Annotated in this window: 16 protein-coding genes; 14 read left to right on the top strand and 2 right to left on the bottom strand. The window is 45.9% G+C overall.

Annotated elements, in window-relative coordinates; genetic code table 11:
- Positions 1-19: 19 nt before the first annotated feature.
- Together KDK13_RS18190 and KDK13_RS18185 are read right to left on the bottom strand one after the other, a co-directional pair.
- Positions 20-349: a hypothetical protein gene (locus tag KDK13_RS18190; protein WP_257286416.1), complete on the bottom strand. Its 330-nt coding sequence runs from the start codon at positions 347-349 to the stop codon at positions 20-22.
- 380 nt (positions 350-729) lie between these two features.
- Positions 730-1,083 carry a DUF3768 domain-containing protein gene (locus KDK13_RS18185; protein ID WP_257286415.1) on the bottom strand — a complete coding sequence of 118 codons (354 nt, stop codon included), beginning with the start codon at positions 1,081-1,083 and terminating at the stop codon, positions 730-732.
- 125 nt (positions 1,084-1,208) lie between these two features.
- On the opposite strand from KDK13_RS18185, the gene KDK13_RS18180 reads away from it, so the two are divergent.
- The 14 genes from KDK13_RS18180 to KDK13_RS18115 form a co-directional block, all read left to right on the top strand.
- Positions 1,209-1,706 (top strand): hypothetical protein, encoded by a 498-nt coding sequence (locus KDK13_RS18180; RefSeq protein WP_257286414.1) that lies wholly within the window; start codon positions 1,209-1,211, stop codon positions 1,704-1,706.
- Positions 1,697-3,550, top strand: a complete 1,854-nt coding sequence (locus tag KDK13_RS18175; RefSeq protein ID WP_257286413.1) for a phage terminase large subunit family protein — start codon at positions 1,697-1,699, stop codon at positions 3,548-3,550. Before KDK13_RS18180 ends, KDK13_RS18175 begins: the two co-directional genes overlap by 10 nt.
- Positions 3,551-3,555: 5 nt before the next feature.
- Positions 3,556-3,756, top strand: a complete 201-nt coding sequence (locus tag KDK13_RS18170; RefSeq protein WP_373692255.1) for a phage head-tail joining protein — start codon at positions 3,556-3,558, stop codon at positions 3,754-3,756.
- Positions 3,757-3,758: 2 nt separating this feature from the next.
- Complete coding sequence (locus tag KDK13_RS18165) at positions 3,759-5,243, top strand: phage portal protein (protein WP_257286411.1); 1,485 nt, start codon at positions 3,759-3,761, stop codon at positions 5,241-5,243.
- Complete coding sequence (locus KDK13_RS18160) at positions 5,230-5,883, top strand: phosphoadenosine phosphosulfate reductase family protein (RefSeq protein ID WP_257286410.1); 654 nt, start codon at positions 5,230-5,232, stop codon at positions 5,881-5,883. The genes KDK13_RS18165 and KDK13_RS18160 overlap by 14 nt, the downstream gene beginning before the upstream one ends.
- A complete protein-coding gene (locus KDK13_RS18155; protein WP_257286409.1) occupies positions 5,873-6,925 on the top strand; it encodes a head maturation protease, ClpP-related in 1,053 nt (350 codons plus the stop codon). The genes KDK13_RS18160 and KDK13_RS18155 overlap by 11 nt, the downstream gene beginning before the upstream one ends.
- A 48-nt stretch (positions 6,926-6,973) precedes the next feature.
- A complete protein-coding gene (locus KDK13_RS18150) occupies positions 6,974-7,345 on the top strand; it encodes a head decoration protein (protein WP_257286408.1) in 372 nt (123 codons plus the stop codon).
- A gap of 61 nt (positions 7,346-7,406) precedes the next feature.
- Positions 7,407-8,396, top strand: coding sequence for a major capsid protein (locus KDK13_RS18145; protein WP_257286407.1), 990 nt, complete (start codon positions 7,407-7,409; stop codon positions 8,394-8,396).
- Between the two features lie 56 nt (positions 8,397-8,452).
- Positions 8,453-8,746 (top strand): hypothetical protein, encoded by a 294-nt coding sequence (locus KDK13_RS18140; RefSeq protein WP_257286406.1) that lies wholly within the window; start codon positions 8,453-8,455, stop codon positions 8,744-8,746.
- Complete coding sequence (locus tag KDK13_RS18135; RefSeq protein WP_257286405.1) at positions 8,736-9,350, top strand: hypothetical protein; 615 nt, start codon at positions 8,736-8,738, stop codon at positions 9,348-9,350. Before KDK13_RS18140 ends, KDK13_RS18135 begins: the two co-directional genes overlap by 11 nt.
- The gene (locus KDK13_RS18130) at positions 9,313-9,723 is read left to right on the top strand and encodes a hypothetical protein (RefSeq protein WP_257286403.1); all 411 of its coding nucleotides are present in this window, start codon (positions 9,313-9,315) and stop codon (positions 9,721-9,723) included. Before KDK13_RS18135 ends, KDK13_RS18130 begins: the two co-directional genes overlap by 38 nt.
- 43 nt (positions 9,724-9,766) lie before the next feature.
- Positions 9,767-10,510, top strand: coding sequence for a hypothetical protein (locus tag KDK13_RS18125; RefSeq protein ID WP_257286402.1), 744 nt, complete (start codon positions 9,767-9,769; stop codon positions 10,508-10,510).
- A gap of 63 nt (positions 10,511-10,573) precedes the next feature.
- Entirely contained in the window at positions 10,574-14,065 is a 3,492-nt protein-coding gene (locus KDK13_RS18120) for a tape measure protein (protein ID WP_257286400.1), read from the top strand.
- Positions 14,065-14,417: hypothetical protein (locus tag KDK13_RS18115; protein WP_257286399.1), on the top strand; the 353-nt coding region annotated here is incomplete at its 3' end. The genes KDK13_RS18120 and KDK13_RS18115, both read left to right, overlap by 1 nt.

Here is a 14,417-nt window from a genome sequence, read left to right as displayed (position 1 = left end):
GTTTAATGGTTGGTGCTGATTACAATTTGAAAACGGTGTTTTCTACCTTTTCACCGCAATCGAATTTATCAATCAGATCATTCAGTGCGGCTTGCAGAGCCTCTTTGATCTTAGCGGCTTGCTCGTCGGTATAATTATACTTTGATTTATCCGCTAGTGCTGTAACAGCCTGTATTTGCCTGATAGCCTTCGGCATCCTGATATTAACAACCTCAACGAATTTTTCCGATGGACTCTTTTTAGCGGGCTTAGCATTACGTTCCATTTTATCGTTAGCCATGGTAGCTCCCTCTTTCTGGTTGGTTTTAGTGTTGCTTTTTTTGCTAGTGGTTTTATTAGTAGTAGTCATTGTGTTGCTCCTTACGGGTTGTTTTATTTATCGGTGTTTCTAATTTAACTATGGGTGATTAGTCGTGTATTACAATATTTTTTTTAATTAATTTGTTCATTTTTTCTCTATATAAATAGCCACAAGCAGGAATTTTTTTTTACTAGTGCAATCACGCTTGCTTGCAATTTTTTCTGAGCTGCGGGTCACCTGGCACACAGGCGGGGTCCCTAGATTGCTGCCTTTGAGGCGGGGTCTACGGGGCGCGGTGTTTCGCTAGTGCCAGAGTTCAAAAACTGGTAAACAAATTTTTAAAGAACGCTGATTCCAAGCGGGTTGGCTAGCTAATTAATTCAAGAGTGGTAAACAAAAAGCCCTGAATTGAGTCAGGGCTAATTAAATCAGTAATCACTGGCGAGCATGATGGTTAAAACCCGGAATGTTTTGGATAGATTCTCCGGGTCTTCCGATCCATGTTCTAAATCAGGGGCATAATAGCCAAACTTTGCAAATACCTTATGACCTTCAAATTCTATTATTATGAAGTCATGTTCACCGTATGGATCGTTGTCTTCATTAAAGGCATTAAAGTTTGCAATGGCAGCTAATAAACCATTCTTGTCTTTAATTGTATGGGCAACACTTCTGGTTCTCATTACTTTAAATCGGCAGTTTTCTCTAAGGAGACTGATTTCTTCCTTGTAATCAATTAGCGACCGCCGAACCCTATCATTATACAAAGCTATTTTTTTCATTTAGTACCTCCGTATTGGTTGTTCATTTTTAGTACTAATAGCCTATATAGGTCATCAGCCGCCTAACCGCTAATTATTTGTTCAATAGGTCAAAAAAAGGAAAAACGGCATTCGGATGATATTAAATGAAGCTAATTTCACAGGCAGAATTTGCACGACAACAGGGGGTCAACCGGAGCTATATCACTAAGCTCGTAAAAAACGGCATAGTGAAATTGGTTGATGGAAAAGTTAATCCAGAGCAAGCAGTCCAAGCAATCGAAGATAACATTGATCCCGCACAGCATCGGCCTTCAAAAGAACGGCAAGCAAAACAGGCCATGCAGGAAATAATGCCAGCCGGTGGTCAGGGTGGCGCAGTTGATTTTGTCACTGCCCGGACAATGCGAGAAGCCTTCCGGGCGAAACTGGCAAAACTCGATTTTGAAGAACGCAGTGGCCAGCTAACCGATGCGACAAAAGTTAAAAATGATGCTTTCAAGGCCGGTCGAATTGTCCGGGATGAACTTCTGGCCATACCCGATCGGCTATGTGATGTACTCGCAGCAGAAGAAGATGCGGCAGCAGTACGAAAGCTTCTATTTGAAGAACTGGAATTGGTTTTAAATCGCCTATGCAAGTAGATCAAAGCCCATATCTCGAAGGGTTCTTTAAAGGACTGTTGCCAGACACCCGGCTTACGGTTTCTGAATGGGCAGATCAAAAGCGAATCCTCCCGGCAAAAGCAGCAAAAGAAGCCGGGCGGTGGCGGACGGAAAGAACGCCTTACCTGAAAGAAATCATGGATGCGCTATCGCCTTCCTCCCCTATTGAAAAAGTGGTGTTTATGAAAGGGGCGCAGGTAGGCGGGACAGAGTGCGGTAATAACTGGCTCGGCTATGTCATCGACCATACACCGGGTCCCATGATGTATGTCTTGCCAACGCTGGATATGGCCAAGCGTACATCAAAACAGCGTATCGCTCCGATGATCGAAGAAATGCCTTCTCTCCGGGAAAAGGTAAAAGAATCCCGGAGCCGGGATAGTGGCAACACGGTCTTATCAAAAGAATTTCCAAACGGGGTTCTGATTTTTACCGGGGCAAATAGCTCTACAGGCCTCCGCTCGATGCCTGCCCGATTCCTGTTTATGGATGAGGTAGATGCTTACGAAGATGATGTTGACGGTGAAGGTAGTCCAATCAATCTGGCCATAAAGCGAACGGCTACCTTTAGCCGTAACCGTAAAATCCTGATGGTCAGCACGCCGAACATAGCGGAAACCAGCAAAATAGAAGCGGCCTATGAAGATAGCGATAAACGCCGCTTCCTGGTTCCCTGTAATGCCTGCGATCATTACCAGCCGATAGTCTGGTCACAGATAAAATTTGATCATGGAGATCCTGCGACAACACGCTTCGAATGTGCCAGGTGCAACCATAAGCACTTTGAAAAAGATAAGCCTCGTCTGCTAGCCAAGGGCTATTGGCAAGCAGAAATGGAAAAGAGCGAAAAAACAGCCGGGTTTCACCTCAGTTCTCTCTACAGCCCGAATGGTTGGTATAGCTGGCAGAATGCCGTGGAGGATTTTTTAGCGGCAGAGAAAAACCCGGTCCAGTTAAAAGACTGGACGAATACAGTACTTGGTGAAACATGGGTTGAAAAGGGTGAAACCGTCGAACATGCCTTACTCTACCAGCGTCGGGAACATTACCCGGCAGAAGTCCCTTGGTGGGTTGAGGTAATTACCGTTGGCTGTGATGTTCAGGATGACCGTATCGAATTTGAGGTAATCGGTTGGGGTGCTGGTGAGGAAAGCTGGTCGATTGATTACGTTCGTCTCTATGGTGATTTATCCCGGCAAGGGATATGGGATGCCCTCGCTGATATGCTCCACAAAACTTTTACCCGGCAAGATGGGATCAAGATGAATGTGGCGCAGGTCTGCATTGACTCTGGTGGTCACTATACCGATGAAGTTTATGCCTTCTGTCGAAAACAGGGTGCGGATTGGGCAATCCCTATCAAGGGGTCATCACAGGCTGGTAAACCAATAGCCACCTTCCCGAAAACCAAAAATAAAAAGGGTGTCTACCTGACCATAATCGGCACCGATACCGCAAAAGAATTGATATACCAGCGTTACCGTATTCTCGAACCGGGTCAGGGCTATTGTCACTGGCCAATAAAGGACTGTTTTGATGAAGACTATTTCAAGCAGGCCACCGCTGAAGAAAAAATCAAGAAGTTTAAATTCGGGGTCCCTTATTTTACTTGGGATGCCAAAAACAGAAGAAACGAGGCGCTGGATTGCCGTGTCTATTCTCTCGCTGCTATTCGTATCTTGCAGCAGCATCGAGGGATTAACCTGGAGCGACTGGCATCCAGTAGGCCGTCACCTGAAACTGCATCAGAAGAAGTCCAAGAAGAAAAACAGAAAAAGCGGCAGGTCAGGCGGTCATCAAAGAGTTCTTATCTAAACGGATAAAAGCCATGTTCACGGAAGAAGAATATCAAGCCCTAAAGCGAGCAGTGCTGTTACGGGATACCCGAGTGGTTCAATTAGATGGGCAGCGAGTAGAGTTCAGCAGCTTTGCTGAAATGGAGCGGCGCCTTCAGGCTATTGAGCGTGAATTGATCAAGAAGCAAAAGCGTCCAAAGCAGTTCGGTATCTATTCATCAAAAGGAGTTTGATAATGAGCTTCTTTGCCAATTTAGTGAAACGGTTTACCAACAGTGCTTATACCGCTGCCGGGACAGGTCGGCGCACAAGGAGCTGGTATGCTCCACAGTCGTCGCCCAACACTGCCCTTTCTGGTGATCTGAGCCAGTTGATCAACCGATCAAGGGCGGCAATCCGTAATGATCCGTGGGCGAGTAGTGGTCTGGAAAAGTTGGTCAGCAATGTTATTGGCCGTGGCATAACACCAAAATCACTGGTTGATAATGATGGCCTCCGGGAAGACTTACAGACTTTATTCCAGCAATGGTCCGACGAATCGGACGCTGATGGTCTGCTGAGTTTCACTGGCCAGCAGTCATTGATTACCCGATCAATGTTTGAGGGTGGCGAGTGTTTTGTTCGGTTGCGACCACGTAGGCCAGAAGATGGGCTATCGGTTCCGCTACAGCTTCAGATTCTTGAATCAGAATATGTACCTGTCTCGTATAATCAGAAGCTCTCTAATGGCAATGTCATAAAAGCAGGCATTGAATTTAACGCTATTGGAAAGCGAGTTGCTTACCATATGCACCGGGAGCATCCAGCGGAATTTGCTTTTGATAGTAGTCGGCTTGTCAGGATAGAGGCTGAAAATGTCCTCCATATTTTTGAGGCTTTGCGCCCGGGTCAGCTACGTGGCCAGCCATTACTGACACAGGTATTAGTCAGGCTCTATCATCTGGATAAGTTTGATGATGCTACCTTGCTCAGACAGGAAGTAGCCAATCTGTTCACCGGCTTTATCAAAAAGCCATCCCCGGAACAGGAACCCATTGATCCATTGACCGGCAAGCCTTTTGAGTATGACGCTAATGGTGCGCCCATGGTGGCAATGGAGCCTGGCACAATGCAGGAATTGGCACCGGGCGAGGAAGTGGAGTTTAACAACCCTCCCGGAACATCTGCAGATTACCCTAACTTTATGAAGCAGCAGCTTATGGCGATTGCCGCAGGAATCGGCATGCCATTTGAGTTGCTATCCGGGGATATGGCCGGGGTCAGTGATAGGGCTCTGCGTCTAATAATTAATGAGTTCCGACGACGCATTCAGCAGATTCAGCATAACCAGATCATATTCCAGTTCTGCCGACCAGTCTGGAACCGTTGGCTTGATATGGCTGTGCTGAATGGCTCTATTGCTATTGCTGATTATCAAAGAAACCAGCGTTCATATCGTCGGGTTAAATGGATAGCCCATGGCTGGCCATACATGCACCCGGTTCAAGATATGCAGGCACAGAAAATGGCCGTGCGCTCAGGCTTTAAGTCACGTTCTGAAGTGGTCAGTGAACTCGGCTTTGATAGCGAGCAGATTGACGAAGAAATTGCAGCGGATAACCGCCGGTCTGATGAACTTGAATTGAAATACGACAGTGATGCTCGGGATGCCATGATAGCCGAGCCACCAGTACAGTCGGAGTCAGAAGAAAATCAGGATGAAACCGATGGACTTCAGTAAAGGCATATTGGCATTCAGTGGTGGCAAAGATTCGGTGGCTGTTAGCCAGTATATGCTGAGTCGGGGCTATAAACTCCCTCATGTAGCGGTGGTTAATAAAGAAATTGATTACCGCTGCCATTTGGATTTTATAGAGAGCTACTGCAATCAATACAATGTTCCATTGCTCTTTGTTAATCGGAAAGAAAAAGGAATGGATTTTTTAAAAAAGAATCCAAAATTTATTTTTCCGACCTGCTCAAAAATTAAAAGCCGATGGTTCAGGATTTTTCAGCGAAATGGCATCCATGAATTTACTGAAAAGTACAAAATAAAGTCGGTTGTTTATGGTCGTAGAATTGCTGACGGTAATCTAATCAGAAAGCCGAAATACAAAACTGCTAATGGAGTCTGGCAAATGTTCCCGCTCCGGTCATGGAGCAATGAATACACCCTCGATTACATAAAGCGTTTTCCAAAGTCTCCCATCTACGACACGCCGAGAGGAATGCGGCGGGGAACCCATACCATAAACATTGCCAATATTTATGGTGAAACCGTATTTGATGATGCAATCAATTTCATCAAAGCAACCGATGAAAATAAGTACCCAAAAATTCTTGAGCTACTTACCTATAGGGAGAATTATTATGGCTCATAACCGCCAGTGGTTTAGCTTGAAAAATGAAGCAGGCAAAACACCGGAATTATTTATCTTTGATGAAATAGATGATTGGTGGGGTGTATCTGCTCAGTCAGTTATTGATCAAATCAGGGACTTGGATACCACCGACATTAATGTTCGCATTAATAGCCCGGGTGGAATGGTCTTTGAGGGAATCGCCATTTATAACGCCCTCCGTCTGCATAAAGCCAATGTGCATGTCAGTATCGAGGGACTGGCGGCGAGCATTGCCAGTGTTATCGCTATGGCCGGTGACACCGTGGCCATTGCCGAAAATGCCATGATGATGATTCACAACCCTTATGGTTGGGCGGCGGGTGATGCCGAGGCTATGCGGAAAACCGCCGATGTCATGGATAAGGTAGCGGACAGTATTGCTGTCTCTTATACCGCACGAACCGGAAAGTCCCTCGAAGAAATGAAAGCCGTAATGAACGATGAAACATGGTTCACCGCTCAGGAGGCTTTGGATATGGGGCTGGTGGATCAGATTGATGAGCCGGTTAAAGCCGCTGCTTGTTTTGATCTTGCTAAATTCAACAATGCTCCCGCTGGCTTTGGCCTTATGGATCAAGAGCCAGAGAATCAGCAGCAGGAACCGGAAAAACCAGAACCAGAGCAAGTCACCGAGACAGAGCAGCAAGAACCGGAAGCATCGAGTCAAGGGAAGCCTGAAGTTAATGCTCTGGCTATTGCTTCTCTGTGCAATCAGGCTGGCTACCCGGAAAAAACGGAAGCGTTCTTGAAAGAGAAGCTTTCTGAAGTTGATGCAAAAGCCCGTCTTGCGGCCTTTGATGAGATCAAGAGTCTCTGTAAAGCAGCATCCCAGGTCAACAAAGCCAGTGACTATATCAAGGCCAACAAGACCGTCGATGAAGTCAGAAATGAATTGTTTAATCTGCTCACCTCCGGGGATGAAACGATTAACAATGCTTTACCTCCCGAGCAGCAGGGACACAAGCAAACTGCTGTGATTGATACGCAGGCTATTTATAGCAAGCGCAACCGTCGAGCTTAAAACCTCAACCAACCCTCGATTAACCCTTTGTCAAAAAGGACAATGACGATGAGTGTAAAAACTGAAAAAAACTACACTGCCGAGTTTCTGATCTCCGAAGGCAACAACAGCATTAGCCGTGAGCAGGTAGCTCTCGCAGCTAATCTGGATATGGAGCCGGGAACCGTTCTCGGTAAGGTAACTGCCACTGGCGTTTACAAGCCGGTTGATCCTGCCGCTGCCGATGGTTCTGAAACCGCCGCTGGTGTGCTTTACGCAGGCAAGGCAACCGATGCGAGTGGCGGCGATGGTGTCATCATTGCACGACTGGCCGAGGTAGTTGATAGCCTGCTGGTATGGCCTGACGGTATCACTGGTGAAGAACAGGCTGCTGCTATCACTGAACTAGCCGGATTGGACATTATCACCCGTAACGCTTAATCGCTTAACCCTCTCGCAGTACTTTCCTTTTAAACACCTTCCTTTATCAAGGAGCGATAAAATGCTGGATATTTTTAACGACAACGCTTTCAGCCTTTCAAGCCTGACTGCGACCATCAATGAGATGGATTACAAGCCTGGTCGTTTGGGTGAACTCGGCCTGTTCCGTGAAACAGGTATCAACACCACCACTGCGGTTGTTGAAAGCATCAACGGTGTACTCCGTTTGCTGCCTTCTACCGAGCGTGGCGCACCGGCAACTCAGGCTGTTGGTGATAAGCGCCAGATGCGTAGCTTCATCGTTCCGCACATTCCTTATGACAGCACTGTATTGGCTGCTGAAGTACAGAACGTGCGCCAGTTTGGTAGCGAGGATGCCCTGCAGGGTGTTCAGGCTGTTATCAATAACCGTCTGGCCATGATGAATGCCAACCATGAGGTAACGCTGGAATTTCTACGTATGGGTGCGCTCAAGGGCGAGATTCTGGATGGTGATGGTAGCACCGTTCTTTACAACCTGTTTGACGAGTTCGGGGTGACTCAGCAAACCCATAACTTTGCCTTCGGCACAACCACAACCGATACCCGCAAGCAGGCGGTCGCTGCTCGCAGGCTGGTTGATGATGCAATGGGCGCACAGCCTTACAGTGGCCTCCGGGCTTTCTGTGGTGCTGACTTCTTTGACGGGCTGGTTAATCACAAGTCCACCAAAGAAGCCTACCAGCGTTGGCAGCAGGGAGAAGCCCTCCGCAATGATCCGAATGGGACTTTCCGTTACGCAGACATTAACTGGGAAGAATACCGGGGCAGTGTCGGCGGCAATGACTTTGTTGCCTCTAATGAAGCGTACCTCTACCCGGAAGATGCTGACATCTTCAGAACCTGGTTCGCTCCGGCTGACTTTGTTGAGACCGTCAACACCATCGGCTTGCCTCGCTATGCGAAGCAGAAGGTCATGGATTTTGAAAAGGGTGTGATTGTCCACACTCAGTCAAATCCGCTGCCGATCAACCTCAAGCCTCGGGCTGTAATCAAGCTCACCATGAGCTAATCGGCTGGCTGGTTAGTAATGGCCAGCCTCGTTATTTCTTGTTGGAGACTGCCCTTATGGATGACATTTTTAATGATGCAAAGGACCGGGTTCTTTCAGTATTCGGGCAGTCTGTTTTACTCACCTTTGCTGATAACACGACACTTGAAGCCAAAGGTGTCATCAAAAAGGAACTGGTAGAGCTCGGGCAATATGAGGCGATAGCAGGTGAAATTACCGTTCTGTCAATAGATAGCTCAATCAAGTTAAAGCGTGGTGATAGCGTAGTGGCCAACGGGATCACTTATGAGATAGACCGGAAGATAAAAGACGATGGTTATTTAGCTCGGTGGAACATCTATGATTGTTAATAAGCTTTCGGTAGAGGTCAGTAAGGATGTTGAGAACTTTGAAAAGTTGTTTAAGGACTCTCCTAAAAAAACAGAAGTAGCCATTGATAGAACCATGCGAAAGCTCAGCAAGTGGACTGAAGTACAAGTATTACGAATTATGTCGAGGGAATTGCAAGTTACCCAAAAGCGAATGAAACAATTTGGACGAATAAAAACTTACCTTGGCGGTGGGTATAACGGAAGCCGGTATTTAATCGTCTGGATTGGCACTATTCCAATGATGGCTCACCGTATGGGAAGAGCAACACAAAGAGCAAGAGGGGTGCAAGTTGGCCGTCATGATTTTTATGAAGAGGCATTTTTAATGCAGCCACTAAATGCAACAAGACCGTTAGTTTTCCAGCGAAAAGACAACTGGAGTCATAAATGGCGAAAGTCCAAAGTTTCAGGCCGTTGGATGAGAATGGGCTTACCGATTTTTTCTCATAAAGTGCCTCTATTTCATAAAGCAAAAAGTGCATTGAATGAAATAGAGCCTAAATTACTCAAACGTTTTGTAACTCTGCTCCATCAGGAACTTAACTATGCCTTCAACATCGAATCAAGAAAAAGTAATAGTTGAAAAATTGATCGAGCATTTGAAGCTGATTACAGAAAATGTCTATCTTGGTTACTCAGGAACCGGGCTGGAAAACGATATAGAGATACCTGCTATTGTAGTTCAGTTAGTGTCTATCAATGAAGAGCAGCGACAGGGACAACGGGCAAAGTATCGGATGGAATTTGGTATCAGTGCAGTTGCTAAAACCAACACACAGGCAACGTTTAACTTGATTGATTTGACTCGCTCGATCCGGGAGTTATTCACAACTGGAAAACGGTTTACACCAGAAGCCAGAAGTACCGCTTTCAGTGAAACCAGTTTTGACATTGCGCCAAGCAATGCTCACTTATCGTTTGCAGATATGTCCTTGCAAATAGAAGTTGTTATTTAACCCGCCATTTATGGCAACACCCTTCCTACTAAGGAGATAACCCATGTCTACAGTGGATCGTAGTTTTATTGGTGCTGGTAGCATCTACCTCAAGCCTGCTGATGATTCGGCTCCCCTGCTGCCGGTTGGCAACGTGAGCGAGTTTAAATTCAGCTTTGAAGAAGATAAGAAAGAGCTAAAAAACTATCTCGGTGGTGGTGGCAACCGAAACACTATAAGCCGGATTTCGACTATTTCAGCCAGCCTGACCGCAACTGACTTCACCGCCTCTAATTTGGCTATGGCGCTCCGTGGCTCGGTAGAGGCAGCATCTACGGCAGCAGTTTCCGACGAGCTTCATGCAAGTCATGGCGTTCCAGGTGAGTTTATCCCTTTTGACAAGATTCCTAATACAGCGCAGCCTGTAACCGTCAAAGATAGCTTGGACACTACACTGACTGCTGGCGACGATTATGAGCTAACCAAGTCCGGTATTAAGGTTCTTGAAGGTGGAACCATTGATAATATGGGGATCAAAGTGAGCTACACACCTCTGGCGAGCAACATGGTTCAGGCGTTGATTGATTCAGGAAAGGAGTTTGTCCTGTTCATGGAAGGCCTTAATGATGCCCAAGATGGTAAGGCGTTTAATATCCGGGTTCATCGGGTTAAGTTTTCCCCGGTTCAAAACCTCGATTTTATCTCCGATGACTTTGCCAGCATCCCACTTGAGCTTGACGTTCTTGCTGATGCGAGCATCACTGGTTCCGGGTTGTCTACCTTCATGCAGATTGATTTTGCTGGTTAAAGCAACGGTTTGCATCCTGTCTATTCAGCCCCTTTTGAGGGGCTATTTTTTAGATAAAACACTATGGCCAATATCAAAGAATCAGCTATTCGCTTAGTCCTGAAAGCGAAAGATTTGCTGTCAAAGGACGTAAAAAAATCCGCTGATTCACTTGAAGTATTAAGTGCTGAAGCGAAAGCATTAAAAGATGATTTGACCAGGCTTGAAAATCAAAAAGGGCTTTTGTCGTCTTTTCAAAAGCAGACAAAGATTGTCAGGGAATCCGGGAATGCCTTTCGTGATGCAGAGAAGTCAGTTGAAAATCTGGCGCAAGAACAGCAGAAAACGGCAAAGTTGGCAAAACAACTTGAAAAGGAATATGAGAAAACATCTAGTACATTCGCAAAAACGAATAAAGAATATAAAACTCAGCAGCGTACACTGGATAGACTCTCAACTAAACTAGAAAAAACTACAAAGCCGCTTGATGGATTAAGAAAAGCAAAGGAATCTACAAGAAAAGCTGTTAGTGCCGCCAATAAGGAATATAAAAAACAGCAGAGAGAATTAACAAAACTCTCTAATCAGTTAGCCAAAGCTAAAAAACCAACAAAAGAATTAAAGCAGGCAGTTTCAGCTGCAAAAAAATCTGTTTCTGCAGCAAGTAGGGAATACAAAAAGCAAGAGCGGTTGCTTGAAAAAAATACAGAGAAATTAAAAAAAGCGAACACAGCTGCAAGGAAACTAAGGCCTTCAGTTACTTTGCTTACGAACAGAACCCAAAAGTTAAGCAATGAGTTTCAGGATCAACAGCAAAAAGTAATCGGGCTTAGGAATAGCTATGATAAAGTCCGGAAAAGCTCTATTTCTCTTGCCTCAAATCTGGAAACAGCCCGGAAAGCCGTATCCAAGTCCAACAAAAATTTTCAGTCTCAAAGAACCAAGCTCGATGAAATGCGAAAGAGCTTGAAAGAAGCCGGTCTATCAACCAGTAATCTCGATAGCCAACAGAAGAAAATTACGGTTTCATTGCGTTCAACGGCTTCGGCTCTCGAAAAAGTTAAGGCTAAAACCAAAGCGACAAGCAGAGCCTTCCGTACTAGCGGTATGGACAAGCTTGCAACTAATGCTAATAGAGCATCGGTGAGCATTAATCGGCTGTCAGGGCGAATTGCAGGGCTAGTCACGGCTACTGCTGTTTTCTTCGGCCTGAAAAAAGCAATGGTCAGTGTCGTGGAGACTGGTGATAAGTTTGACCGTCTGCGCATCCAGTTAAACTCTATCATGGGTGGTGTTGAGCAAGGGGCTGAAGCAGTCGCTTGGATCAAGCAGTTTACCCGTGACACCCCGCTGCAAATTCATCAGGTCACCGAAGCCTTCGCTATGCTGAAGAACTTTGGCCTCGATCCGATGGATGGAACCATGCAGGCGATTGTTGATACCAACAGTATGCTTGGTGGCGATTTTGAAAAACTCCGCAGAATCAGCCTGGCACTTGGTCAGGCTTGGGGTAAGCAGAAACTTCAGGCAGAAGAATTACGTCAGTTGATTGAGGCCGGTGTCCCTGTCTGGGAGATACTGAAAAAGATCACTGGTGAAAATGTCACAGAGCTAAGGAAATTAACCGAGCAGGGAAAGCTTGGTGCAGATGCCATTAGAGGCCTTATTGCTGAGATGGGCAAAAGGGCTGACGGTGCAGCACTGGCCAACATGAAGCTCTACTCTGGTTTAATATCGAACCTGATTGACCGTTGGACATTATTCAAAGAGCGAATTGATGATGCTGGATGGGGAAAGCGTGTAAACCAGATTCTCACTGATATTAGTAATAAGTGGGATGAAATGGTTAAAAACGGCTCTTTGCAGAAATTAGCTAATGCTATTAGTAACGCATTTGTTGATATGTCAAATAGCGTTGAAAAATCGCTGAAAAGAATTACCTTCCATGAATTTATTGAAGGGGTAAGATCAAGTTTTGAAAAGGTAGGAAACTTACTTTCTGGATTTAATAACGCTTTTACTATAGCAACTAACTCTACAAAACTGTTTTTTAATGGCTTTGCAGCAGGCGTAAAACTATTGGGTGCGGTAATATCTTCTGAGTTTTTCCTCATTACAAAAGCTCTTGAAAAATTAACCGGGTTCTTTGGTGCGGAGGAAACATCAAAAAGCCTAAAGGGTTATGCTGATCTACTGAAAGGGACAACTAAAGCATTTATTAACGAGGTAAACACTGATGCAAAAGATATTGGTGATGCTTGGGATGGGCTATATGAGGGTATTGCAAAAGCAGGCACCGATGCTAATGAAAAGATAAGAATCAGTTTCAAGCGGAATGTTGACCTCAGTAAAAAATCCATTGATGAACTTCTTGTAAACTACAAAAAAACAGAGCCAGCAGTCAAAAAAGTTGCTGAAACCGCGACCAGTGCATTCAAAGATGTTGCCGATGCAATGGAGCAAATTGAGGTAACGGAAACCCGGGTCGAACTGGCCAGTCTTGGTGTGGCCTTAGCAGAAGCATTAAGACTCGGAGTCATATCACAAGAAGAATATTACGAGGCGACTGAAGCGAGTCGTGAAAAGCTGAAGGAGTTTAAAGAGGAAGCGGAAAAAACAAAAGATGTAGTAAAGGACGTTGGTGATACGGCAGAGGAAGCCGGGGACAAGCAAGAACAATCTTTTGAAAACGCCCAGTCTATTTCTGCTGCTTTAGCCGGTCACTATAACGCCATAACCGCCGAACTGATGGGCATGAGCAGTGCCGCTCACGACGCTTTTGTAGCCATACAACAAGGCGGCGGCTCTGTGGATACCACCGCAGCCAAAGGCAGTATTGAAGACCTGAAAAATGAGCTAAAGGCAACCTCTGTAGAAATTAGTCGGTTGCGAAGCAATCAGTATCAATTTGATGTAACCGGCATTGGTCGCTGGCTCAATCAAACATCAACCGCTGCCGCTTATGTGAAAAAACAATTTTTAGAGCAAAGAATTGCCCTTGAACAGCTGTTTGAAAGCTATGAACAAGGCGAGATCAATGCCAGAAGTTTTGTCCGTGAGGCCGAAGATGCCGCACAAACCATGAACCTGCTCAATCAAACGGATTTAGACCGGCTTAATAACGCCATTGTTTCAGCTAAACAAAACATGGCCAGCTTAGGCGACAGTTCCCGCAACACCCTAAACAGCCTGCAAGATGAACTGGATGAATTGCAGGGCAGGCAATCGGATATTGAGCAGCGCCGTTATCAAAATCAGCGTGACGATTTGCGAGCGCAACAGGCCGAGGCTATTGCCAATGGGGATCAGGAGGCGATCAGGAATATTACCTCAGCCCTGCGGATCAGTGAGCAGATTTACAATGAGCGTCGGCGGCAGGCTAATAACGAGAAAGCAGAATCTCTTAAAGAAAGCCAGGTGAGTACATCAGCTCCAATCAACCGAACTACACAGCCGACTCCACAGAAAGTTATCCGGCTCGAATATCCCGGCGGTGCAGTCAATGTAGGCATTGATTCATCGGATGAAACCAAACTGCTGGATGCCCTGAAAAATGCAGGCATGAGGACGGTCTGATGCAACTGGATACTATTACCCTCCCGGACGATCTGCTCTGGATTAATGAATTTGAATGGAACCCGGTAGAGCAAACTACCGAACGCAGTCTGACCGGAGCTTTACTGGTTCAGGAAGGGCAATTCAATTATGGAAGGCCAATCGTTCTTTCTGGCAATGGCGAGGCCGGTTGGGTTTCCCGGCTGACGGTAAAGAGCCTGTTTGCTCTCTCCAAAGCGGCCAATAAAACCATGACGTTGACACTCCCGGATAACCGGCAGTTTTCCGTTATCTTTGATCGTTCTAATGGTGCTCCCGTTGAGGCACAACAGCTTATGCCGTTTGCCTACCCGGACGATAGCGACCAATACCT

Source organism: Endozoicomonas sp. SESOKO1 (genome assembly GCF_024606265.1).
In the GTDB taxonomy this organism is placed as follows: Bacteria; Pseudomonadota; Gammaproteobacteria; order Pseudomonadales; family Endozoicomonadaceae; genus Endozoicomonas.
Note: the sequence above shows the minus strand (reverse complement) of the source record. Positions and strands in the feature narration are given on the sequence as shown.